The organism is Methanohalophilus sp. WG1-DM (assembly GCF_004104135.1).
In the GTDB taxonomy this organism is placed as follows: Archaea; Halobacteriota; Methanosarcinia; order Methanosarcinales; family Methanosarcinaceae; genus Methanohalophilus; species Methanohalophilus euhalobius.
The window spans coordinates 24,282-48,677 of the sequence record NZ_RRBA01000007.1; the positions used below are offsets into that span (position 1 = coordinate 24,282).

Sequence of the window (24,396 nt, forward strand, 5' to 3'; positions counted from 1 at the left end):
CCTCCGAAAATTTAGTATTATGTTGTCTGTATAATTTATATACAGACAAATAGAAGTTAAATGCGATGCTATTAAAAGCTAATGGTAAAATGGTTGCAAGAGACGTTGAAATGGCTGATACGTTACTGAAAAGAACGATGGGTCTGATGTTCAGGCTGAATATCCCACAGGATTATGCTATGTTTTTTTCTATAAACAAACCCTGCAAGTTTTCCATACATATGCTTTTTGTTCCTTTCTCCCTGGATGTTTTTTTCCTCGATTCAAATTATCGTATAACACAAATTGAATCCCTGCATCCGTGGCTGGGTTTTGCCCGCGCAGAAAATGCAACCCGCTATATGGTAGAAATGGCTGCAGGTTCCGTGGAGAAGTATGGACTTGAGGTAGGGCAGTAGATGTCCCTGGAAAATACCCATACATAAGAAATGTTTATTTACATGCCTATTTATGGGTACATCATTCCAATTTAATGAGGTTCTCACATGCTACCTGAAGATGACCTGAAGATCATTGTAGAAAAAATGGGACGGCAGCCGAATAATGTGGAGCAGGGTTGTTTTCTCAATCTCTGGAGTGAACATTGCTCCTATCGCTCCAGTGCCCCACTGCTTAAGAGTTTTACAACTACCGGTGACCGTGTAATCATAGGTCCTGGTGATGATGCTGCAATTGTGCGGTTTGGTGACGGCTGGGTACTTGCCCTGGGTATGGAAAGCCATAATCATCCGTCCTATGTCGATCCCTACAATGGTTCGGCTACAGGCGTGGGAGGCATTGTCCGTGATATTATCTCCATGGGTGCCCGTCCAATTGCCCTTATGGACCCGCTCTATTTCGGCCCCCTGAACACTCCTAAGAATCTGTATCTGTTCGAGCATATTATCGAAGGTATCGGAGGGTATGGTAACTGTATAGGTGTGCCGGTTGTCAGGGGTGAGGCATTTTTTGATGAACGCTACAGTGGCAATCCTCTGGTGAATGTTGTATGTGTGGGGCTTGCCCGTCAAGATCAGCTTGTAACTGCCACGGCACAAAAGGCAGGTAATAAGATCGTACTTATTGGCTCCACTACCGGCCGTGATGGTCTGGGGGGCGCCTCTTTTGCTTCCAGGGACCTGTCCGAAAGTGCCGAGGCAGAGGACCGGCCCAGTATCCAGATAGGTGATCCGTTTACTGAAAAACTCCTGATTGAACTCTCTCTTGAAGCGGTTGCAGAAGGTGTCGTAAAATCCTGCCGTGACTTAGGAGCTGCCGGCCTTGCAGGTGCTTCTTCAGAAATGGCTTCCAAAGGCGGTCTGGGTATCCATATACTTGCAGACAGTGTGCCCCAGAGAGAGGCCGGGATGAATGCCTTTGAGATTTTGATTGCAGAATCCCAGGAGCGTATTCTTTTCGAGGTGGAACCTGAAAATGTGGACTATATGCTCCAGCTTGCCGAAAAATATGACCTCAACGGTGCTGTCATTGGCGAATTGACCGAGAGGCCTTATTTTACAGTTGAATTTGAAGGTAATACTGAGACGGATATTCCAATTCATCTTTTAACAGAAGGTGCGCCAACCTTTGAGCGCCCTTCCGCACCCTTTGCAGTCAAAAAAGACCCTGTGCCGGCTGCAACAGGGGACCTGAAACAGGCAGTTCTTGATGTACTTGCATCCCACAATGTGGCTTCAAAGGACTGGATATATTGCCAGTATGATCATGAGGTCCAGATACGGACAGTAGCCAGACCCGGAGGAGATTCTGCTATCCAGCGGATTGTCGGTGACAGGGGGATAGCTCTTTCATGTGGCTGCAATCCCAGACATACCTATCTTGACCCTTACGAAGGAGGGAAGGGAACCCTTGCTGAAAATGCAATGAATCTTGCTGTAAAGGGCGGTCGTGGCCTGGCCCTGGTGGATTGCCTGAACTTCGGCAATCCTGAAAAGCCTGATATCTACTGGCAATTCAAGTACACCATAAATGGACTGGCTGATGCAGCACGTGACCTTTCCATTCCGGTGGTAGGGGGTAATGTCTCTCTGTACAACGAGAGTGAGGAGCATCATACTGCAATCCTGCCAACTCCTGCAATAGGTGTTGTGGGAGAAGTGGAGAATATTTCTGCGGTCCCATCCTCGGAATTTACAGGGATAGGCCAGTCTGTCATCCTTGTGGGAACCACAAAAGCAGAACTGGGTGGTTCGCAATACTATAATCTAAGGGGTAGTCCAAATGCAGGCAATGTCCCGCAAGTGCCGGCTGATATGGCGGCAATAGTTGAATCCCTGATCACAACAATCAGGGCCGGTAAAGTCGCTGCTTCTCACGATGTTTCACAGGGTGGGCTTGCAGCTGCTCTCTGTGAGATGTGCGGGAATGTGGGTGTTGAAGTGAACCTCTCTGAGATTGCAGGGGATATGTCAGCAGAAGAATTCCTCTTTTCCGAATCCCATGGCAGGGCTCTGCTTGCAACAGATGACCCGGATGTCGTCTCTGCACAGCTTGGCAATATCCCGCATGTTGTAATCGGTACTACCGGTGGTGGTAGTGTGAGGATTACAGTAAACAATGAGCACATTGAAGTAGATCTGGATGAGATAAGGGATTCCCGTGCTTCATTAACCCGATTGATGATGAAATAAAATCAGGCCAGGGTGGTTATCTGTTCAACGGTTTCCACCAGGGCATCGACTTCTTCTTCGGTGTTATACAGGGCAAAAGATGCCCGCACCGTTCCTTTCAGTTTCATGAAATCAATCCCCGGCATGGCACAGTGGTAACCGCTGCGCAGACATATCTGCCGGGTTTCATCCAGTATCATTGCTACATCATGGGGATTAAGTCCCCGGACATTGAAAGGCACCACAGCACCCCTGTTATCCGGGCCGTATACTTCCACTCCTTCTATTTGTGCAAGTCTGTATGCGGCATTTTTTGCAAGTTGTCTTTCATGTTTCTCGATGTCGCTGACACCTATTTCCTGGACATATTTCACAGCCCTGCCCAGTCCGATTCCTCCCGGGATGTTGGGTGTCCCGGCTTCAAACCTGGCAGGTGTTTCTTCCAGTTCGTAGCCTGTGGTGGTAACTGATCTTACTGCTCCTCCTCCTACATTGAGGGGCTTGATTGAATCCGGTTCTTTAATGTATGCCACACCGGTTCCCTGGGGGCCCAGCAAGCCTTTATGTCCGGGGGCAACGAAAAAATCGCAATCCATCTGTTTGAGGTTCACCGGCATGTGCCCTGCGGATTGAGAACCATCTATCAAACAGAGATTATCGTGGTCCCGGGCAAGTTTGCACATGTTATCCGCATCCTGTATGGAACCAAAGGAATTGGATATGTGGGTAACTGCCAAAAGACGTGTGGAAGGGCGAATGTGCTGCTCCAGGGCTTCCACGGCCACATGGCCTTCATTGTCCGGTTCCACAATGGTAAGTTCAACTCCCCTTTCCCTGAGTTCCATCCAGGGAAGCAGGTCTGAGTGGTGTTCCACCAGGGTGGTTACTATGTGGTCACCTTCCTGCCAGTCTATGCCCCGGGCTATCAGATTAAGGCCTTCGGTTGCATTCTTGGTAAAAATGGTATTTTCTGCCGGGCAGTTCAGCAAATCAGCTATTGTTTCTCTGGCATCTTCAAAATGATCAGTTGTCTGGCGGGCCAGGTGATGGGCTCCCCTGCCGTGGTTTGCCGCATACTTGAAGAAATAATCTTCCATGGCCCTTACCGCCTGCACCGGGGTCTGGGTGGTGGCAGCATTGTCCAGATATATGTTATCCTTTAATACGGGAAAATCTGCACGTATATTCTCGACGTCATACATGCAGGCAAGTTATGGATAAAGAGTAAAATAGGTTTTGCAGCTTATTTGGCCTGCATCCCGCCTACCATAAAGTGGTAGAGTTCTTCATCATCTTCATTGAGTTTGCCTTCTGTATGTCCTCTGACTACTGAATGGCATTTTCCCTTCTTGTCTTCACATCTCAGAATATCATGTTTTTTCATTATAGTTGTCATATGGTATAACCTCCTGTCTTCTTCAATTTCAATACTCTGCTGCCATACATGACCCCTCAGGCATCAACAGCATAATTAGAATATTAAACAGTTACATAAGTGTTCTTTCTATATATATTTGTTTGTTGATTATTTTTTGTCGGGTTATGGAAATGCATTACATTGGTGATACAATTCTCACTTTTCCTTACATTTACCAATAACTTAGCTTAATTGCAACGTAATCGGTCCTTACGATACCTGTTATCGTAAGGATTATTAGCGATGCAGGAGACTTCCCTTCCATGCCTACCATAAACATTGATCCTTCTGTAAAGTATGAGGGAGATAGCCAGAGGGTGCTGGATGGTGAAGCCACCCTGAAAAAAGCCAGTGCCGGCCTGGATACAATTGGTGTGACCCGTATTGCCAATATTACTGATCTTGATCGGCTGGGTATCCCGGTGTTTTCAGGCATCCGCCCCACAGCTGCTGATGGTGCCATCTCCGTTTATTCAGGTAAAGGAGTGAACCCGCAGCAGGCCCGCATCTCCACGATTATGGAATGCTACGAACGCTGTCTTGCAGAGCGCAACGGGGTGAATGCAGACATTGACGAAAACGTAGCTGCTGATGAATTCATGGCTACTCTGGAAGAAGCCGCCTCCGAGCACGACATGATCCATCCTGAAGAATTCCTGATGCCCCAACCCCTTGATTCTTCTTCATTGATAGAATGGACAGAAGGGTTTGATCTGCTTTCAGGAAAAGAGGTCTATGTGCCCTCCAATTCTGTTTATCATCCCTATGATGCTCCGGGCATGTCTGCCCATCTTTTCCGCAGCAATACCAATGGACTTGCATCGGGTAATGTGATGGAAGAAGCCATACTGCATGGTTTGCTGGAAGTAATTGAAAGGGATGCTTTGAGTATGGCCGAGTTCAACCGCAATCCGGGAATGGAACTTGTGCTAACGGAAGAAGACGGGCAGGCCTACGAGATGCTCAAAGCCTTCAGGGACAGTGGTGTGGATATTCGCCTCTGGGTTTTGCTACATGACACTCCTGTCACAACAGTGGTCGCTGCTACGGATGACGTACAGCTGAAAGATCCGGCCCTGCTGGTAATGGGGGCAGGATCTCATTTAAGACCAGAGATTGCTGTTATGCGTGCTATTACCGAGGCTGCACAGTCTCGTGTTGTCCAGATACACGGGGCACGTGAGGATACAATCCGGGAGGACCTGGTCCGTAAGATTGGTTATGAACGTATGAGAAGGATGAACATTTACTGGTATGAGGAAGGTGTGGATAAGATATCCCTTGCAGATATGCAGGACATTTCCTCCCCGACACCTGCAGGAAACATCAATACCGTTCTGTCCCATCTGGAAAAGATTGCTCGCAATGCTGTTGTTGTGGATTTGAGTCGCAGTTCAATCAATATACCTGTAGTCAGGGTAATAATTCCCGGATTTGAGCAATACACTCTTGATCGTGAAAGGGTTGGTAAAAGGATACGGCTGGTAGGCAAAAGAAAAGGTGCTGAAAAAGAAAAACCCTGGAAACGCAGGCCGAAAGTATGAAAACAATAGTTTTTGCCGGCACCAGTATAGGCCTTGAGGAAGCAGGAAAACTCAGTGGTGCAACCGTCCACGGCCCGGTTAAGCGCGGGGATGTTACACAGGCTGTAAAACAGGGTTATGATTTGATTGGTATCATTGACGGTATTTTTTTCCACAGGGCTGCAGTTGGTCACAGGGAAATACTGGAGGCCCTGCGCAAGAATGTAACAATAGTTGGCGGGTGTAGCATGGGAGCTTTGCGTGCATCCGAAATGGATCGCCACGGCATGATAGGTGTAGGTAAAATCTATGAATGGTATCGTGATGGTGTTATTGAAGATGATGATGAAGTGGCGGTTGCAACAAACCCTGATACCTATGAGTCCATTTCTGCTCCGCTTGTGAATATCCGATGTACCTTCCTCTCTGCTATGAATGAGGGCATTATTTCCTCTGTTCAGGAAGCTTTCCTGCTGGATATTGCAAAAGCTACCCATTATTCTCTAAGGAGTTATTACGGCATAATAAAAAGTGCCCGGGACAAAGGAATGCTGGATGAACAGACTGCCGCATGTCTACTTGGTTTCTGCCGTGACACTGAAGTGGATATCAAAAGAAAAGACGCTCTGGCGGTCCTTTACAGAATAAAGGAGTTGAATCTTTAAATTTTATACGTCACAGTGGGGGTGCTCTATTTTGCCACACACTCCCATTGTCGGATGGCCCATGGTACTGCATATGGTATCGATAGCATGCAGGGAGACAAAGCTTTCAAAACGGTTTACCTCGCTGCAGGCTTCTTCGGGTGAGAGGCCATAGTTTTTGAGCATAAGGCTTAATATCCTGTGTCTGCGAATCAGAAAAGCAGCATAATCTTTCCCTTTTTCTGTAAGTTTCACGCCACGATAAGGTACATGGTTGACATATCCCTCCTCTGCAAGTTCGTTGATTGTTTTGGTTGTTGTAGAGGGGTCTACCTTAAGGTGGGCTGAAAGTTCATTGGTGCGTACGTTTTCTTTTCTCTGATGAATATATTTGAGATATTCTATTTTACGCGGGGAAAGCTCCAGCCCTGTTATCTTTTCCATGGTGGGAGTTTAATTAAAAATATATTTAAGTCTTATGAGGTTTTGCTCAGAAGATAGGTTTAATATCTGCATAAATCCATACAACAAGCCCGACAATTCCCACAATAGATAGCATTATCAATGTCATACGGGCTCTTTTTTCAAGTTCCAATGCACCTGCAATCCGAATGTAGGTGATTTTGTTGAGTGTGCTCACAATACCGGCAATGACTGCGGTCTCACCAGCCAGCATGTACGAAATTTCTCCCTTCACTGCAAGGGATGCCATCGAAGCTGTTACTGCCGAACTGCTGGCCACACCTCCCAGCGCAGTTACATATGTGCCATACGTTCCCGCGTATTCGTTGGCAAAGGTTGCAAAAAGCTGTAATACCAGAAAGATCGCTCCAAAACGCAGTGCAGGCTTTAAGGCAAAGGGTGAGCCAATGTCAAGCGCTCCTTCCATTTTCTTTGATATATTCTTGTTTTTCCAAAAAATCCCTATTACTACCAGTATCATCAATAATTGCGGAGGTAGCATATACAGTGTAGTTTTACCTGAATTATCTACAATCAGGGCAATTACCAGATTACTAATGAACATGGAAAGGTTGGACAAAAGGATCCCGATGTAAAAAGCATTTACAAGCCCGGATTTTTTCTTTGCTATCGATGCCAGGGCAGCAGTGGTGGCTTCACTGCTCACAAATCCTCCCAACAATCCAGAATAGGGTACGCCTCCACCTGCTCCGAAGCGTTTGAGAGAAATGTAACTGATAAATCCGATAAACATCACAAGTACAACAATAAGAATTGTGGCTTTAAGGTCCACAATGCCCCATAGTTCTTCATCAGGTACCAGGGGATACAGGATGAAGGCCACAGCAAGGAACTGCAGGCTGTTCAGGATATCTTCATTGGAAAGATTTTGGGCAAAAGAATGGAGCGGGCGTTTTTCAATAGTCAGAAAAGTTATTGCAACTCCACCGGCAATAGCAAACAGATAATTATCGGTCGCGACCAGTATTCCCAGTAGGAAGGTGCAGAATAAAGACAGGGCACTTGTCATGCCCAGTTTGCCCCGCATTGTGTAGGTACGGTATATCAGGGCAATACTACATGCTATTATCAAAAAGGCTGCAGCAATTATAATATCATTACCGATTGCTTTCCCTGCAATTGTTGCCAGCATGCCTGTGACAGCAGCCAGAGAATATGTACGCACACCTGCAAAAACCGGATGTTCTGCTCTTCGATGTTCTCTTTCTATTCCGATGATAATACCTATCATCAGGGAGAGGATGAGTTTTTCCAGATAATCAAATAAAAAAGGATCAAGCCCGATGGTGGGTATAATTTCCATCACTCCACCTCCGGATTGCTAAAGTCTTTAAGATCCTTTATTTAAGGACTTCTTCTTCAACTTCTTTTCTGCCTGCTTCCAGTTCATCTTCTTGTTCATTATCGTATTCAAGCAGCATGGTCTGGAATTCTCCCACATGGGTCTTTTCTTCCTTTGCAATGTCTAGCAGCACTGCCCGGATCTCCTCGCTGGAAGTAAGTTCGGCCATCTGTTCATAGAGGTTGATAGCATCAAGTTCGGCTATAATGCCAGCTCTTAAGATTTCCTTATCTATGTTCTCATCCTCTACAGCATCAAGGTCAATTGGTATCTTTGATAACATATGTATCCTCCGATTAAACATTATAGAAATCTTAGAATATAGTTCTTGCTGTATTTGTCATATGTCTACGGAGTATCCTGCATAAATGTATGCAAAATTTGCCGGATATTTGCGTCTGATCTCCTCCTGGTGGGATGTGCAGTGTCCGGCTGCTATGTATGAAAGTTGGCCCAATTTGGCCATATCATTGAAATCGTGTAGGCCTCCGAGTACACCTGTGACATGACCCATTTTGGCAGCGCTGTCAATTATTTCCCCTAATCCCGGATGGGCACATCCGGTTATAATATACAATTCATCTCCAGATTGCAGTATAAGGGATTGTTCCTTTATACCGCTTCCCAGTTGACCGGTGGTAAAACCCCCCCTGCAGACCTGCTCAGGTCCTGTAACTTCGACAAGATGGGCACATCTGGCTATCTCCATTTTGAGATTTGGGGAGAATGCCCGGGGCACATACACTTCCAGGGCATCTGAATTATGTAATATTGCAGACAGCCCTCCTATATGATCCCAGTGCTGGTGGGAGAGGATAAGTATGTCTATGTCTGAGGGTTTAATTCCCACTTTTTTTAGGTTTTCCAGCAGGGCGGGTCCGTTCCAACCCGTATCAAAAAGAAGTGTAGTGTCCTCCTGTTGAATCAGACAGGCAAACCCCCATCCTGCATGAAAATCTTCAGCTGCATTATTATCATAAACAACGGTAAGTTCCATATTCAATCCTCAAGCTTGAATTTTTTGCGCAGGTAATAGCCGGAATAGATTGCACCAGCGGGATTATGTGCAAGCACCCTGTCCTTGACAATCAGGGTGGTTACCGGGGCTTCGCTGTGGCGGGTAAATATAATGTCATGGCCCATGCAGAGACCAACGATGATATTCAACTCGGTTTGTTTTTTGGCAAGTAAGAAGGCCTGTCCCTTCGGGTTACAGGTAACCTCAAATTTTTCGGGATGGATCTTTTCAAGCTCATACTTTTCCTTTGGGATACCACAGACCTTGCAGCAGACAGAATAAACCTCGAAATCCTTTTTCAGGATCCGGGTGATGGTTGCGGCTTCATTGGCCAGTCCGATACAAAAAGCAATTCCCAGTTTCTGGTAACCCATTTGTTTGGCAAACAGGATAAGCTCTTCCAGCCGGGTTTTTTGCATATAATGTTGCCCTTCGATAGCAGCTGCAACCTGCATACAATCGAGGTCTTCACCGGTATATTCGATATCCTCTGCAACACCGCTGCAATCTTTCCCGTTGCGACATTCCTTCTCCTGACAGGTTGCACATTTCATGATTGCATCTCTTCTTTTACTTCTTCCCATACTTCTATGATGCATTTTGCAAAAGAATTGTCGGTATATTCCACAATTGTTTTTCCCTCCACCATTGCCTCGGTAGGGGTTGTATCATAGGGGATTTCGCCTGCAATTTTAATCCCTTTCTGAGTGCAGAATTTTTCTATTTCTCTTCTTTTGTTATCGTTTATATCGGATTTGTTTATACAAACCAGAGATGGTATCTCGAAGTGTTCTGTCACTTCCATCACTCTTTTAAGATCATGTATCCCGGCGACGGTGGGTTCGGTGACTACAAGGGCAATATCCACACCTGTAAGGGCTGCAATTACTGAACAACCGGTACCCGGTGGTCCATCTATAATTATTGTGTCACAATTATTCTTTGGGCCTACCTCTTCTGCAATTTCCCGAACGAGTGTGACAAGTTTCCCTCCGGCTTCTTCCCCTATTCCAAGTTTGGCATGGATGAGTGGTCCGAACCGGGTTTTAGATTCATAGGCTTCTCCGCATTTATTATATACCATTGTCACTGCATCGGCAGGGCAGACATACTCGCAGACTCCGCAACCTTCACATATGTACGGATTGATTTCGAAAGTTTCCTTTATTGCCCCGAACCTGCAATGTTCAATACATATCCCGCATCCAGTGCACTGTTCAGGGTGTATGACTGCGGTAGGTAATGCGGTAAAATCATAGGTTTTTATTATTTCAGGTTGCAGCAGCAGGTGCATGTTGGCAGCGTCGACATCACAGTCTGCAATGGTGGCATTTTCCGCAAGAGCTGCAAAGGCAGAGGTGAGGGTGGTTTTGCCGGTGCCTCCTTTGCCACTGATTACTGTGAGTTGTTTCATCTAACTGCCTCCTTTATGGTTTCAAACATCTGCAGGAATTTTTCTTTCCACTGCGGCATAGTTTCAACAAAAGGTATGCCTTCTGAATAAGCTTCAGCTATTCTGCGGTCATAGGGAATTTCCATTATTATTGGTAGACCGGTTTGATGGCAATATTCTTCAACACCACCATCTCCTACTCCTGCACGGTTGATTACCACTCCCGCAGGAATTTTCATTTCCCGGACAACTTCCGCTGCCAGTTTCAGGTCATTGAGTCCAAAAGGTGTGGGTTCGGTAACAAGGATGCAATAGTCAGTATCTTCAACGGTTGTGATCATAGGACAGGCGGTTCCCGGCGGAGCGTCCATTATTACTGTATTTTCGCCTGCATAGGTCTTGAGTTCTTTTATCAGGGGTGATGCCATTGCTTCTCCTATATTCAGAAGTCCTGTATGGAACTGTCCTGAAAGGGACCGCTCTATGTTCCCTATGCTGCGTCCTGTTTCACTGATAGCATCATTGGGACAGACGAGGCTACATCCTCCACAACCATGACAGAGATCGGAAAAGACCATCACTTTTTGTGGTAGTGCTGCAAGCGCATTGTAATTGCAAAAATCAGCACATTTGCCACAATGTTCGCATTTTTGCTCATCGATTACGGGAACTGGTATCGTAACCTCTTTTACTTTTTTAAGGTCATTGTGTAAAAACAGATTGGAATTTGGCTCCTCCACATCACAGTCAAGGAGGCTGGTTTTTGGAACAGAAAGGAAGAAATTAACAGCAACTGTTGTTTTCCCGGTTCCTCCCTTTCCGCTTGCCACAGTTATTTTCATGTTTGGTGTTTCAGTGGTGATCATGTCCACTGCAGGAGTTGTTTGCACCAGCTTGCTCGAGCCTCTCATTTTTCCAGTCTTCTATGGCATCCCTGACTTTCCCCTGTGCTCCCACGAAAACTTTGATGCCGAACTGGTCGAACATCTGGACGGCTTTCCACCCCAGGCCTCCACAGAGCATGGTTTCAACGCCTTCATTTGTGAGTAATTCGGGAGGCAATCCAACACCGCCCATATGCTCACTGGTATTCTCCAGAACATCTACTTTGCCGGTCTCACTGTCGTATATTGTGTAATAAGGGACTTTACCAAAGTGCGGGCCTACGGGTGAATCTATTCCACTGTTCTCGGTTGCCGGTATGCATACTTTCATTTTCTTCCCCCTCTGCCCTGTCCGCGACCCATGCCAGCATGTGCCCTGGCAGTTGGACCGGATACTTTTTCCAGAGTTCCTTTATTATACTGTTCAATTCCTTCTTTTACCGATACACCGGAAGTGGTTACGACTTCGATCCCTGCTGTGGAAAGGACTTCATAGGCATTAGGTCCCACATTACCGGTGATCAAAACATCTGCCTGCATTTTTGCGACTTCCTGGGCAGCCTGTATTCCGGCACCCCCGGTAGCACCTGCTGCAGGGTTCTCTACTGCTTCAAATTCTCCGTTCTCGGTGTCGGCAATTATGAAATAAGGAGCTCTGCCAAAACGGGGCTCAATATCTGAATCAGGTTCATTGCTTTTTGATGTTATGCAGATTTTCATTGTTATTCCTCTTTTTACGGTATTTAGCACATAATGGAGGAAGTATATATAACTTTCTCAAAACCATATTATAGAAAATCTCTTATGCTATATTTATTAAGCCAATGATAGCCAGTGAGATACTGCAAATATAAATACTGCAGTAAGCATTCCAAGCCTGTAAAAATCAAATTAATTTAGAAATTATAAAAAAAGAGATAAAGAACTGGACTTAGTATGTCCAGTTCTTTGCTGCTTCTATCATTGCCTGAAGGTTCTGGGTGGGAGTCTTGCTCACAATACCGCAACCCGGTGCGAGAAGCTGTACTCCTGCATCGAGAACTTTCTTGGATTCTTCCTTTACACCTTCGACATTGTCTTCGCCCTGGTTCCAGAGAACACTTACTGGGTCTAGGTTACCTACTATGAGGGCCTTGTCCACATTCTCAACTGCTGCTGCAGGGTCGACATTCTGGTCTACACTGAGTGCATCTACGCCGCAGGTTTCCATGATCGCAAGTCCGTTTGTTGTGTCTCCGCAGATGTGGAGGATGGATGGTATACCTTTCTCGTGGAGTGCTTCAACAATCTTCTGGTGGAATGGAACTACGAAAGTCTTGTAGAAGTCAGCACCAATAAGCTGGTAACTGGCTGTTGGATCAATGATTGCAAAGGTGTTGGCACCGTTCTCGACCTGCTTGAGGGCGTACTGTGTGCAGAACTCAGTGGTGAATTCCATGAGTTTGAGGCCAAATTCCTGGTCGGTCATGATGTTCATGAACCAGGAGTCACCATTAAGGTGCTGTGCGAGGGAGAATGGTCCGATCATACTGCCGATGATTGGAAGTTCGTCGCCGTATTTGTCTGCGAGGATCTTGACTGCCTTACATACGTTGCCGATCCTGCCGTCTTCGATGTTGTAACCTTCGAATTGTTCGAGGTCTTCGGCCTTGCTGACAACGTGGCTGATAACGGATGGCTGCTGTTCCTTGGTACTTGGCTTGATTCCGCATCCGAAAAATTCTGCTTCTGCTGTGATGTCGAAAGGAACACGTACTGCTTCAAATCCTATGACTGTGTGGCCTGCTTCTGCCAGTGCTGCCATTTTTACAGGATCTTCGTGAGCTTCTGGCCAGTAAGCATCTACTGCATCCATCTGTTCTACTGTTCCTGTCTGGGTGGCACAGATAGCAGGCATTCTGTCTACTTCTTCACCTGCAAATACGCGTGCTAATCTCTCTTTGGGTGTATATTCAACCATAACCTTTACTCCTTAAAACTTATTTTTATTCTAAAAGGTAATCTGGCTACGCATTTAGCATATATATATCTTTTCATGTTCAAATGTTCATGAAAAAAGCGCTATCAATATACTTGTTTTGCTCTTGAGGGCTCTCTACTTTACATTACCGCGTAAAGCATCGAAGCCACGCCAATCGTCAGAGGTTCCATTACCAAGTCGATTTCGTTCCTTTCCCCAATGTCTTCAGGTAATCCACAGGGAATTCCCGGTGTGGATATGAGGCATCTTTCTGCTACCATGCCTTCAGAGATTGTATTGGGGTTTGGTGTAGCTTCCAGGACCATGGAGAACTTGTGTTCTTCTTCGGGATCATAGGGTATGATGCCTAGTTCCTTGCGAGCCTTTTCCATAGTTTCCCGGTCGGGGTCATAGGCATACACATCGAAATTCCTTTTTACAAGATGTTGTGCTCCGGCATAACCCACTCTTCCCAGGCCGATTACAAGTATATCTTTTGAGTCAGCATATTTGTAACGGGAGGCGATTTCAGCGTAAACCACTCCGGTGCATACATGATTGGTTGCAATTTTGCCGTTTCTCATATTATGTGCAATAAAAATATGGTCATCTGCCATAAGTATTATATCGGCATCACTGGAAACAGCTTCATAGTAGCCGGTAACGTCAGGATGCTCGGTTATGGCACCATCAAGGCCGAAATATTCGGTTATTGTAAGCAGGGATGACGAAAAATTGGTAATGATCCCATTGCCGGAAGTTATAGGCACAATCCCTACTTTTTCTCCGTCAAGAGTGGTGCTGTATATTTCTTTGCATATATCAGCAATGTCCATTCCGGTTGCTTTTTTGATAGTATTGTTATTGTACTCAAGCTGTTTTGTGAGTCCTTCCAGATCTTGTGGTGTAAGTAGTGCCATATTTATCCTCCTTTTACTGCTTAATATCGGATTTGATAAGTTGAATTGCTTTTTTTCTTTTGTCACACATCTCATGCCGGGTAGTGCCAGTGCATATCAGGGTATAGGTTGGTTTTTCCCCACTGCATTTGAATATTTCCAACCCGTTTGATTCATGGAATAGCCGGTAGTCATCACCGCCTGAAAGCACATGTTCTCCAACAGGGATAAGTTTTCCATCAGATGCCATCAGGTGCTCATAGTTACATTGTTTGCCAACAGGTAGAGGTTTGTTTTCCCTTATATTTCCTGCAATAGTTTCCATTAGCCATTCAAGCAGGTTTACACCACTACTGTGATATACTACGGTAGGTGTCTGGCTGGGAAACCGTGCATCAATCTCAATAACCCGGATTCCTTCTGGGGAGAGTATTGCTTCCACATCCATGATTCCTTTGAGGCACAGATTGCTGGCCAGCAGGTGTGTTATTTCCCTGAAATTTACATCCGTCTCCATCGGGGTGACCCGGTGGCAATCATGTTCCTGGTCAATATGGACCTGTGTCTGCTGACCGATCATGAAATTGTTCCCGTCACCCACCACTTCCAGTGAAACTACCGGTCCGGGTACATATTCTTCAATGACCATCGAATCATCAATGTCTGCCAGTTCACTTTCGTTGTCAATTATGCGCGCGCCCCTACTGCTGCTCATGCATGGGGGTTTCACAAAATAAGGAGGGGATTGGGGTTTATCTGAAGGGATGGGTATGTCGATCGATTTGAAATATTCCCTTGAACGCTTTTTGTGCATGCTGGTATCATAAGCGGCAAAATCGAAAAGAAGAGGGCAATGTAGTTCTGGTTCTATTTTTTTCAAAAAGAGAAGGGTGCCAGGGTTTTCATTTGTCGGAATTATAGCATTTGAGTGGCGGGATAATTCGATGAGCCTTTCCGGCTTTTCTGTAATATCAAAGCAAAAATGCTTGTCCACACTATTACGTATCAGAGGCTTGTTTTTCCTGTCGATCAGATGTACCTGTATCCCGGATTTCCTGGCAAGATAAGCCACCTCGAAGCCCTGCAACTTGCCCCCAATCAGACATATCGTTTTCATTCTACCTTCCTACTATCTGATTGAAATCTTCCTGTTTTGCCGGTTCCATCCCCATACTTTGAAGTTTCTCTACGACACTCCATGCATCACGATTGCGTTCTGTCAGTTCTCTGTCATAGTTAACCACACCTTCCAGAGTGGAGCCGGAAGGGATTATGGATGTCACAACGTTTGCTCCTGCATCCAGCCGGTAAACCATACCTTCCATGCCTTCAAGGTCAAGGGATGCAGGGATTAATCTATCCGGGAACATGAGTCTCAGAATCGATATGATTTTTAGTTCTGATTTGCTGCTTCCCGGTTCTCGGCCTTCCAGTGGCGTGCCTTCCTGGGGCACAAATGTCATTACACGGACCATATCGGGGTTTGATTTGCGCAGGCCTTTGAGGGATATGAGGGTTGATTCGGCTTCTGTTTCGATTTCTGTGAGAATTCCGTCTTCGACACAGTAACCAATTTCTTTTGCATCCTGGCGGCAGTTTATTCTCTGGTCGTATACCTGGCCTACCCTGAGATTGTTGTATAATTCCTGGTCATAGGTTTCCTGGTACAATGCCAGGAAATTGGCCCCGTTATCATACATCTGCTTGAGAGTATCTTTTCCCACGACTCCGGGGGAGACCATGATAGGCAGGCCCAGTTTGTCCTTAACTTTGCGCACAGCACTGACCAGTCTTTCTGGATGGTCGTGATAATAAGGATCCTCTCCCATTGTCAGGTCTACCATGTGGATTGGATCATTTTCAAGTGCCTCGCAGACCTTTTCGATCTCATCGGGAGTGAGCCTGTAGCGGTGGATATTGTTCTTACAATTATAATAGCAAAAGGAACACTGATTCTTACAATATGTTGAAAAATACACAAAACTGTACAGGAATACCTTGTTTCCAAAAAAGTTATCACGGACCATGCGTGCCACATGGAACAACTTCTGCATCTCTTCTTCATCCTCTATGGCCAGCAGGTCTCTTATCTCCTGGTCCTTGAGCTGGTATTCTTTATTTATTGAGGATGCAAACTTGTCCAGCTGTTCATTGTCCATGTTTTCAAACAAATTATTCACCTGAGATTGGTTGTAATTCCATTATAGTATGATATAGACCTGCTTGAACGCTTGATGTTTGTGTACTTGTGCTTTACCTTGAGCAATCTTTCAAGTCCCATTCCTGCACCCATCCAGGGTTTGTTCACTCCCCAGTCGAGGTCCTGTGGAATGGGTCCCACAACGGCTGAAGATATTTCCATGTCTGCGTGCATTATGTCAATTGTATTTCCATACACCATGCAATTATCCGCGATTACCTCATAATCGATTTTCAGATATTTTAGCAATTCATCAATAATTTTCAGCAGATTTTCTCTTGTGCATCCCGAGCCCATCTGGCAAAAATTAATCATTGTAAACTCTTCAAGATGCTCCTTGCCGTCGGATTCCTTCCTGTAGCAGGTGCCTATCTCGAATATCTTGAGGGGGTCGGGCATTATGTTATCAAAATTGTGCAGGTAATTGTATAATCCCGGGGCAAGCATGGGCCGCAGACATGTGTTATTATCCACCCGGAATATCTGTTTGTAGAGGGGATCCTCTTCTGTGATTCCCATTCTTTCAATGAATTTAGCCGGGATCATGATTGAAGTGCGTACTTCCATGAACCCCTTTTCTATTAAAAAGAGGGAAATATCCCTTTCAAGCTGGGCCAGCTGATGTCTGCGGTCCTTCTCATACATATGACGCAGATCTTGCTTTCTCTTTTTGACAAGTTCTGTCTCCAGCTCCTTGAAGGGCGGGAGTTCTTTTACTGAACTAAAGTCATCTGCAGGGCTAAGCAGTGTTGTAATTCTTTTTTTCTGGGCAGGCGTGTAATCCGGTTTTACAGGCTTTTCTTTTTTTGTCTCTGCAACAGGCGGCATTTCATTTGCCTTGCTGGAAACAGCTTTAACCACTGCTGCCTCTGGAGGTTTGTTCTTTTTTGTTTTTGAAGCTGTGACAACGCGTGCCTGGCTTCCCCTGCCGAAATCTTTTGTGACAAAACGAGTAATACGCTCATCGGAAAGTTTGCAGTTTTTGCATGCTTTGCGATATTTATTGTTGCGTAGCGCCCTTGCAGAGCGACTTCTTCTGGAATTACGTACTGTAAAGCGGCTTCCGCAGTCAGTAGTGATATGAATATGGTTCCTCGACACCTCAAAGTTCTTTACACCATGAAGTAACCCATTCCTTGAGAGCCACACTCCGTTGGTGTCTATAAGTAAATCTAGTGGTTTCCTTTCCATAGGGGATTGCTCCGGCTATAGGGGCGACTTCTGATATCTACATTTGCTGAGGCGTCTAATTTTGCAACATATCCAGACCGTCACTTTCTATTTTACTGGCGGAAACCCCGGGAATCTAACCCGGCTGAATGGATCTAGAGTCCATTTGATCTACCTGATCAGGTTTCCACATGATAATCTGCTTTATTTCTTAGAATTTGTATTTAAATTTATGGGTGTGTGATGGGAATAACAGTGCCTAACAATGCCTAATAAATATATGAAGCTCTGCGCCTCATATATACCAAAGACTTCATTCATACCTGAGGGCATCTACTGGTTTCATTCTCGATGCATTATAAGCAGGAACCACTCCCGATATGATACCTACAAACACTGCAATGCCGATTCCCATTCCTATAAGATCGGGAGCTACTGCCATACCCATGGAAGATCTCATCATAGATATTCCAAGCATCGGCATGAGTGCTGTAAGTACAAAGCTCAGCAGGATACCAAGCACCCCACCAACAAAGCCTACCAGTGCGGAATTAATCAAAAATATCATCATAATATCCCTGTTCTTAGCGCCTATGGCTTTCATGGTACCTATATCCTTAGTTCTCTCCATCACAGACGTAAACATGGTGTTTGCAATTCCCACAGAACCTACCAAAAGGGAAACTCCCGCTATGGCTCCCAGAAACATAGTAATTGAATCCATTATCTCAGTTGCAGTATCTGCCATTGAAAGGGAATAAGAAACACTGAAATCTCTATCATCCTCATTTGCGATATGACGGGATATCATAAGCTTTTCTTCGATAGTATTGACTATTGTTTCTACATGTTTGGTATCAGAGGCTTTGACTATAATTGTATCATAGACATCTTCTTCAGCATCATCTATTATATCCACGGCTGAATCTATTGGCATTATGATCGAATTGTCACTTTCACCTTCATCCAGCACACCCACGACCCTGAAGTTTTTGCCTTCAATTGTAAGTGCACGGTTAAGACCTATCTCCTGATCAAATATTTGGTGAGCTACACCGTAGCCTATAACTACAACATTATTATCCGCAGCTTCAAGTAGCCTGCCGGATTCCATGTCATAGGTTACAGTATATTGCCAGACCTGCGAATCAACACCTGTTACGGAAAGTTCCGCCGTCTCCCCCATAAAATAAACATCCATATCTCTTCCATAGACCTGACCATAGATGTAGTCGATGTTTTCAATTAACTTCATCGCGCGTATATCCCTATCAGTAAGCTCTGCATCAGAAGAAAAGGAGCCACCCATGCCCCCCGGTCTCGGTGGTCCTCCACCCGAAGAAGCTTTCGTATATCCCGGAGTTACCTGGATTGTTGTGAGATCCATGTCTGCAAATTGTCCTTCCATCTCTGCAGACATGCTGTCACTTAGTGCCATAATCGTAACAACAGAACCCACACCGATAACAATACCTATTATAGTAAGCCAGCTTCTGAGCTTGCTGTGTATTAAAATATTCAAAGCAAGTTTGAAACAGGTACTTAGTCTCATTCTTTATCCTTTCCCAAGATCTTGCCTTTTAGCATTCTCAGCTGTACCCCGATGGGTTCACAATTACCTTCTTTCTCCATTTTTTTCTTTCTGTAAAATACAAGACCACCAGCAATAAGAATCAGGGCAACAGCATACAGATAAGTATTACTTCCTGTTTGACCCGGTCCCTTAGACCCTGCTGTGCCCATAGTACCTGAAGTAAGGTCTTCAATTTGAACTGCCTTTTCAACAGAAAGCCTCTGACCGGTGGTATCAGTATATTCTATGAGAACCAGAAGTTCATTGGCAGAGTCTCCTTGCTGCTGCATAGCTTCACCGTCTTCTGCTGTCACTTCGGCATCTGAAGCCATTGCACCTGTCCTGGATATGGAGAAGGAAGTAACAGTATAGTCACCCTTTTCAAGGTTACCAACAATCGATGAACTGCTTCCTGTAGTTACAAAGTTATCCTGTTTAGGTATCGAGAGTTTTACAGAATAGGCTTCATTATTACCGATATTTGCAAGAGAAAGGGAAACCTCCCCTCCGTCACTCTCGGAATAACTCAGATCAAAATCTGTTTTTCCGCCTACGAAGATACCCGCTTTGGTCTGTATGGTGGAATTATCACCATCATAATCTTGGAATTGCAGTGTAATATCAAGCTGATATAATCCGGGATCGGCATTTACATCAGCCATCACAGAATATGACACATTGGCAGATTCACCCACGCCTAAATATTTAATATACTTGCTTGTTGATGAGTATACAGGTAATACAACTCCTGTCGGTTCTTTCCAGGAAAATTCCATGTTTTTAATCGGTGCATCACCTGTATTTGTAATAACAAATTCAAGAGGTTCCACAGTTGCAAGATCTATATTTGACTCACTTATCGTCACAACCTGGGCATATTCCTTACCTTGAATGTCGATATTTATAGGTGTTCTTTTTCTTGCATCGCTTCCGCTATCCTTTACTACCACATCAATATCATAGGTGTCTTCTGCAACATCAGGGTCAACTTTTAGGATGAACTTGAGAATGGTTCCGTCTTCCTCATCCTGCCGGGCTTCCAGAAAAGAGATTCTTTTTGTCAGGGATTGTCCCGATATACTTGTAAAAGGATACTCCGGGTCCAATGAAACTACTATATCTGAAAGGTCTTCATCTCCTACATTCTGGATACTCAGGGAGAGTTCTACTGTCTCACCTGGTCTTGCAGGAGCCGGGCTCTGGGTTACTTTATCTACCTCAATACCACTAATGCTTGCAGAAATATCTGCTGAAGCAGTTACCGGTAAGATTAACAGTATCAATAAAAACGAAAAGTATGCCAACTTATTCATTAAAAACCACATCGTCTTTTACTTATTATTTCTTATCTCTATTCTTTCAATTGTTCCATCCAGAATATGGACAACACGATCTGCATATTCCGCAAGCTCCGGGTCATGTGTGATCATAATTATTGTCTTGGACTCTTTTTTATGCAATTCACTCAAAAAATCAAGGATATAAGTACCGGTTGTACTGTCCAGATTGCCGGTGGGCTCATCTGCAAGAATTACCATCGGATCCACCGCCAGAGACCTTGCTATTGCAACTCTCTGCCTTTGCCCACCTGATAACTGAGAAGGCAAATTGTATTTTTTATCAGAGAGATTTACAATTTCAAGCAGTTCTTCTGCTTTTTTCCATGAATAATCAGCATTCTCTTCCTGAAACTCAAGAGGAAGCATAACATTTTCAATAACATTCAATATAGGAATGAGATTGAATTGTTGAAAAATAAAACCGATCAATTGCCCCCTGATCTGTGCAAGCTCCGATTCCTGCATTTTAGATATGTCTTTACCGTTTAACTGTACGATTCCTTTATTTGGCAGATCCAGACATCCCAACAGATTCATTATTGTACTTTTACCACTGCCGCTTGGACCCAGAATTACAACAAATTCTCCTGTTTGAATCTCCAAATCAATATTTTTCAATGCTGCAAATTCGGTATCTCCCATCTGGTAGATTTTCCATACTCCACTTAGATGCATGAGAGAAGCGGATTGAACCGGGTGTGTTACTGGATAAGTTCCTTTGCTTTCTTCCATAATTCACCTCACAAAAAATACAACAATCACTTCCAGATGAAACAAATGAGGCGAAAACTTTCATCTGGAGTGATTGTTGGGTGGTGTATTTGCCTGTCTTCTCTAAGACCAGGCAATCTCATATGAACAGTCATAAATATAAACATACTTATTTTAAAAGATCAGAAAAGGGTATTTATGAAATAATGAAGGTTTATTAAGCAATTAAAGACAAAATAGAAGATTTTAAATCACTTTAAAACTTATCTGAGGCATGATAATGATTTAATAAGGCAAAGGCACTATAATACATATAACTTATATCTGGAATTACCGGGAATATTTGATATGAAAAGAGCATCATTAATTTCATTCCAAAATAAAAATGATAATGTATTAGTGGAAGTTAGAGGAAAGGGTTTCTACAGAACCGTTTTTTAATTCCTTTTTGAATTTGTTTCTTCTCATTTTTTTAATGATTCGTTTAAGTGGAAGTTCATCTTTTACCAATAAGGCAGCAAAAATCAAATAAGTTTGATTGTGAACCCAAATCTCCACTTTCGTCAACAAACATATGCAACAGGTGAAGAAGGAAATAAATAACAAAATATTTAGTCTTTGTCGGCCTGTGTCAATGTGTGGGGCGGGACGTAAAAGACCATTTCAGTCTACAGAAAGGGCATACATAGGGCCACTATGGTCTTTAAATCCTTACAGATAAAATTTACTCGTTAACTGAAAGAACTTTTTGTATGGGTTTCTATGTGGGCCTACTTCTAATAAAGATTATAGTAAAAAAACATTGAACATTTAAAATTTTCTAAAATATTTAAGTGGACCGGTCGGGATTCGAACCCGAGGCCTCTACCATGCCAAGGTAGCGATCTTCCGAGCTGATCTACCGGCCCACATTTGCAATTCACAGTTGCAATCATTACTAATAAACCTATCGGCATTATTCGAACTCCTTTCATTGCATTTTACCGATTTTTGGCCAAATCAGGGGTTGGCCGAAACCTTAAAGTATAAGGGTGTGTATTTGAGTGGTTGCGCGATGACAAATCGTGTTCCAATGGGCCCGTAGCTTAGCTTGGTGGAGCGCACGGCTGATAACCGTGAGGTCCTGCGTTCGAATCGCAGCGGGCCCACCATCATATCTGTTTTTGCACAATCGTGTTTTCTATTGAGCAACTGGTAGTTTCCGTACTTCCATAACTTTATATATTGAATGGATAATATAAATATTAAGTACATATATGCATATTATATACTCTGGTGAACGTCCCATTCAAATTATTTATCGGTGTTTCCATGGAAGAAGATGACCTATTTTCAATGAATGAAAATCAAAGAGAAATTGCAAAGCTGCTAAGGAGGCTACACCTTTCAAAACCGGTTGCAAGGACACTTGCCTGTCTTTCATGTGGTGAAGAAGTTTCCTCTCGGAAAATAGAATCAATGTCACAGCTAAGGCAGCCGGAAGTGAGCATTGCTATGAATTTCCTCTTGAAGAAAAAAGGCTGGGTTGAGTATGAGGAAATTAAACGCAATGAAGGCAAGGGAAGACCTATCAAAGTCTATAAACTTGCAGTACCCATGGAATCCATTATAGAAAGTATAGAACAGGAAATCCTTTCAGAGAACCAGATTCTACTGGATAATATAAATCGCCTCAAAGAATTCTCCTGATTGGCATTTCTTTTTTCATCTGATTTTGCATTAGTTCCCCTTTTTAAAATCGTTATCAGCCTGTTATAGAAAAGGAGTTTGGCGAGGAGTACGATATGGTTCACATGAATATTGCCCAGTTCACGGCCCTGGCGCTGGGTGGCGATCCTCTTAGGGTTTGTGGCTTTCAGACACATTCGGTTGATCTGACTGATTTTCTGGAGAACCTTTGAGTATCGGAAAAGGTTATTGTGCATAACATCTATACAGGGTTAAAACGTATTTTTCTCAAGAATCTCACAGGTGTTTAATTTTGAGTACTATCAGCGAGAAGATATTCAGCCGGGCAGCCGGCAAAAAGGCAAAGGCCAATGATTTTGTGATAGCTGATATTGATTATGCAATGGCCCACGACGGTACCAGCATTCTGGCAGTCCGTTCTTTCCGACAGATGGAAGTTGAAAAGGTATGGGATCCTTCACGTATAGTGATTCCCTTTGATCACCTGGCACCAGCGAATTCCGATACTACGGCAGGTCTGCAAAAGGATATCAGAGGCTGGGTACGTCAGCAGGGCATAAACAATTTCTATGACATTGGCAACGGCATCTGTCATCAGGTGTTGCCTGAGAAGGGTTTTGCAATGCCGGGCAAGTTGATTGTGGGTGCTGATTCCCATTCCTGTACATATGGTGCCTTCGGTGCCTTCGGTACTGGTGTAGGGGCAACGGACATGGCCGAAATATTCGCATCCGGCAAACTCTGGTTCCGTGTACCGGAATCCATTAAGGTTGCAGCTGAAGGAAAAATGGGAGAGAGGGTTTATGCCAAGGACCTCACCCTCAAGATCATCGGTGAGGTGACCGCTTCCGGGGCGACCTACAAAGCGGTTGAATTCTATGGTAATGCCATAGAGGAACTTTCCATGGCAGGCAGGATGACCCTTTCCAATATGGCTATTGAAATGGGTGCCAAGGCGGGTATAGTACCTCCCGATGCAACGACATTTGAATACCTGAAAGACAGGGCAGTCAGTGATTATGAACCTGTTTATTCGGATGAGAATGCAGATTATGTAGCCGAATATCACATTGATGTGAACTCCCTTGAACCGCAGGTTGCCTGTCCCCATGAGGTGGACAACGTTTGTGGTGTGTCAGAAATTGCAGACAAAAAAATCGATCAGGCATTTATCGGTACCTGTACCAATGGCCGGCTGGAGGACCTTGAGGCTGCAGCAGAAGTGCTGAAAGGCAACGAGGCTGCGGTGAGGACAATTGTAATACCGGCTTCCAGGCAGGTTATGAAGGAAGCCGCAAGAAAAGGATTAATAGAGATATTCCTCGATGCAGGCGCTACCATAGGTACTCCGGGATGCGGTCCATGTCTGGGTGGTCACATGGGGGTTATTGGTGAAGGTGAAGTATGTATTTCCACTGCAAACCGTAACTTCCGGGGTCGTATGGGTACAGGTGGCTACATCTATCTTGCTTCACCAGCAACGGTTGCCGCTTCGGCTATAAACGGTGAGATTACCGATCCGCGTAATATATGAGATGGTA

25 protein-coding genes and 2 tRNA genes are annotated in these 24,396 nt (G+C 44.4%); 7 read left to right on the forward strand and 20 right to left on the reverse strand.

The features are described 5' to 3' along the window. The first annotated feature begins 65 nt into the window (after positions 1-65). Positions 66-398 (forward strand): DUF192 domain-containing protein, encoded by a 333-nt coding sequence (locus CI957_RS06185; RefSeq protein WP_096712306.1) that lies wholly within the window; start codon positions 66-68, stop codon positions 396-398. A gap of 87 nt (positions 399-485) precedes the next feature. Further along, positions 486-2,630, forward strand: a complete 2,145-nt coding sequence (gene purL / locus CI957_RS06190) for a phosphoribosylformylglycinamidine synthase subunit PurL (protein ID WP_128754476.1) — start codon at positions 486-488, stop codon at positions 2,628-2,630. Between the two features lie 2 nt (positions 2,631-2,632). Here the strand turns inward: purL and CI957_RS06195 are convergent, their stop codons facing one another. Together CI957_RS06195 and CI957_RS10635 are read right to left on the reverse strand one after the other, a co-directional pair. Next, positions 2,633-3,811 (reverse strand): aminotransferase class V-fold PLP-dependent enzyme, encoded by a 1,179-nt coding sequence (locus CI957_RS06195; RefSeq protein WP_096712304.1) that lies wholly within the window; start codon positions 3,809-3,811, stop codon positions 2,633-2,635. A gap of 41 nt (positions 3,812-3,852) precedes the next feature. Further along, complete coding sequence (locus CI957_RS10635; protein WP_164909048.1) at positions 3,853-4,005, reverse strand: hypothetical protein; 153 nt, start codon at positions 4,003-4,005, stop codon at positions 3,853-3,855. A gap of 284 nt (positions 4,006-4,289) precedes the next feature. Between CI957_RS10635 and CI957_RS06200 the strand changes: the two genes are divergently transcribed. Continuing rightward, entirely contained in the window at positions 4,290-5,570 is a 1,281-nt protein-coding gene (locus CI957_RS06200; protein ID WP_128754477.1) for a YcaO-related McrA-glycine thioamidation protein, read from the forward strand. Further along, positions 5,567-6,214 carry a TfuA-related McrA-glycine thioamidation protein gene (locus tag CI957_RS06205; protein WP_128754478.1) on the forward strand — a complete coding sequence of 216 codons (648 nt, stop codon included), beginning with the start codon at positions 5,567-5,569 and terminating at the stop codon, positions 6,212-6,214. Before CI957_RS06200 ends, CI957_RS06205 begins: the two co-directional genes overlap by 4 nt. Before the next feature lie 3 nt (positions 6,215-6,217). Here the strand turns inward: CI957_RS06205 and CI957_RS06210 are convergent, their stop codons facing one another. From CI957_RS06210 to CI957_RS06295, 18 genes are all read right to left on the reverse strand, one after another. After that, positions 6,218-6,637 carry a metal-dependent transcriptional regulator gene (locus CI957_RS06210; protein WP_096712301.1) on the reverse strand — a complete coding sequence of 140 codons (420 nt, stop codon included), beginning with the start codon at positions 6,635-6,637 and terminating at the stop codon, positions 6,218-6,220. A 46-nt stretch (positions 6,638-6,683) separates the two neighbouring features. After that, the gene (locus tag CI957_RS06215) at positions 6,684-7,979 is read right to left on the reverse strand and encodes an MgtC/SapB family protein (RefSeq protein ID WP_128754479.1); all 1,296 of its coding nucleotides are present in this window, start codon (positions 7,977-7,979) and stop codon (positions 6,684-6,686) included. A 37-nt stretch (positions 7,980-8,016) separates the two neighbouring features. Beyond that, a complete protein-coding gene (locus CI957_RS06220; RefSeq protein ID WP_096712299.1) occupies positions 8,017-8,301 on the reverse strand; it encodes a ferritin family protein in 285 nt (94 codons plus the stop codon). 57 nt (positions 8,302-8,358) lie between these two features. Then, entirely contained in the window at positions 8,359-9,015 is a 657-nt protein-coding gene (locus CI957_RS06225) for an MBL fold metallo-hydrolase (RefSeq protein WP_128754480.1), read from the reverse strand. A gap of 2 nt (positions 9,016-9,017) precedes the next feature. After that, on the reverse strand, positions 9,018-9,590 hold the full coding sequence (locus CI957_RS06230) for a DUF1847 domain-containing protein (RefSeq protein ID WP_128754481.1): 573 nt from the start codon (positions 9,588-9,590) through the stop codon (positions 9,018-9,020). Beyond that, positions 9,587-10,450, reverse strand: a complete 864-nt coding sequence (locus CI957_RS06235) for an ATP-binding protein (RefSeq protein WP_128754482.1) — start codon at positions 10,448-10,450, stop codon at positions 9,587-9,589. Before CI957_RS06235 ends, CI957_RS06230 begins: the two co-directional genes overlap by 4 nt. Then, positions 10,447-11,271: an ATP-binding protein gene (locus CI957_RS06240; RefSeq protein WP_128754507.1), complete on the reverse strand. Its 825-nt coding sequence runs from the start codon at positions 11,269-11,271 to the stop codon at positions 10,447-10,449. The genes CI957_RS06235 and CI957_RS06240 overlap by 4 nt, the downstream gene beginning before the upstream one ends. Before the next feature lie 10 nt (positions 11,272-11,281). Further along, positions 11,282-11,644, reverse strand: coding sequence for a NifB/NifX family molybdenum-iron cluster-binding protein (locus CI957_RS06245; protein WP_128754483.1), 363 nt, complete (start codon positions 11,642-11,644; stop codon positions 11,282-11,284). Continuing rightward, on the reverse strand, positions 11,641-12,033 hold the full coding sequence (locus CI957_RS06250; protein WP_128754484.1) for a NifB/NifX family molybdenum-iron cluster-binding protein: 393 nt from the start codon (positions 12,031-12,033) through the stop codon (positions 11,641-11,643). The genes CI957_RS06245 and CI957_RS06250 overlap by 4 nt, the downstream gene beginning before the upstream one ends. Before the next feature lie 211 nt (positions 12,034-12,244). Then, positions 12,245-13,273 carry a methylcobamide:CoM methyltransferase MtbA gene (gene mtbA / locus CI957_RS06255; protein WP_096712294.1) on the reverse strand — a complete coding sequence of 343 codons (1,029 nt, stop codon included), beginning with the start codon at positions 13,271-13,273 and terminating at the stop codon, positions 12,245-12,247. Between the two features lie 140 nt (positions 13,274-13,413). Next, positions 13,414-14,193 (reverse strand): 3-methylornithyl-N6-L-lysine dehydrogenase PylD, encoded by a 780-nt coding sequence (gene pylD, locus CI957_RS06260; RefSeq protein WP_128754485.1) that lies wholly within the window; start codon positions 14,191-14,193, stop codon positions 13,414-13,416. A 13-nt stretch (positions 14,194-14,206) separates the two neighbouring features. After that, positions 14,207-15,289 (reverse strand): 3-methylornithine--L-lysine ligase PylC, encoded by a 1,083-nt coding sequence (gene pylC, locus CI957_RS06265; protein ID WP_128754486.1) that lies wholly within the window; start codon positions 15,287-15,289, stop codon positions 14,207-14,209. A gap of 1 nt (position 15,290) precedes the next feature. Continuing rightward, a complete protein-coding gene (pylB, locus tag CI957_RS06270; protein ID WP_394342261.1) occupies positions 15,291-16,343 on the reverse strand; it encodes a methylornithine synthase PylB in 1,053 nt (350 codons plus the stop codon). A 5-nt stretch (positions 16,344-16,348) separates the two neighbouring features. Continuing rightward, positions 16,349-17,563, reverse strand: coding sequence for a pyrrolysine--tRNA(Pyl) ligase large subunit (gene pylSc, locus CI957_RS06275; protein WP_128754488.1), 1,215 nt, complete (start codon positions 17,561-17,563; stop codon positions 16,349-16,351). Positions 17,564-17,855: 292 nt separating this feature from the next. Continuing rightward, positions 17,856-19,094, reverse strand: coding sequence for an ABC transporter permease (locus CI957_RS06280; protein ID WP_128754489.1), 1,239 nt, complete (start codon positions 19,092-19,094; stop codon positions 17,856-17,858). Further along, positions 19,091-20,428, reverse strand: coding sequence for a COG1361 S-layer family protein (locus tag CI957_RS06285; RefSeq protein ID WP_123151370.1), 1,338 nt, complete (start codon positions 20,426-20,428; stop codon positions 19,091-19,093). Before CI957_RS06285 ends, CI957_RS06280 begins: the two co-directional genes overlap by 4 nt. Before the next feature lie 18 nt (positions 20,429-20,446). Continuing rightward, positions 20,447-21,187: an ABC transporter ATP-binding protein gene (locus tag CI957_RS06290; RefSeq protein ID WP_206631047.1), complete on the reverse strand. Its 741-nt coding sequence runs from the start codon at positions 21,185-21,187 to the stop codon at positions 20,447-20,449. A gap of 813 nt (positions 21,188-22,000) precedes the next feature. Continuing rightward, positions 22,001-22,074 (reverse strand) — tRNA-Ala (locus CI957_RS06295). Positions 22,075-22,240: 166 nt separating this feature from the next. Between CI957_RS06295 and CI957_RS06300 the strand changes: the two genes are divergently transcribed. The 3 genes from CI957_RS06300 to CI957_RS06315 all read left to right on the forward strand — a co-directional run bounded on the left by CI957_RS06300 (position 22,241) and on the right by CI957_RS06315 (position 24,389). Next, positions 22,241-22,317: transfer RNA gene (locus CI957_RS06300), tRNA-Ile, on the forward strand. 160 nt (positions 22,318-22,477) lie between these two features. Beyond that, positions 22,478-22,855 carry a transcriptional regulator gene (locus tag CI957_RS06305; protein ID WP_128754490.1) on the forward strand — a complete coding sequence of 126 codons (378 nt, stop codon included), beginning with the start codon at positions 22,478-22,480 and terminating at the stop codon, positions 22,853-22,855. A 292-nt stretch (positions 22,856-23,147) separates the two neighbouring features. Beyond that, the gene (locus CI957_RS06315; RefSeq protein WP_128754491.1) at positions 23,148-24,389 is read left to right on the forward strand and encodes a 3-isopropylmalate dehydratase large subunit; all 1,242 of its coding nucleotides are present in this window, start codon (positions 23,148-23,150) and stop codon (positions 24,387-24,389) included. Positions 24,390-24,396: the final 7 nt, after the last annotated feature.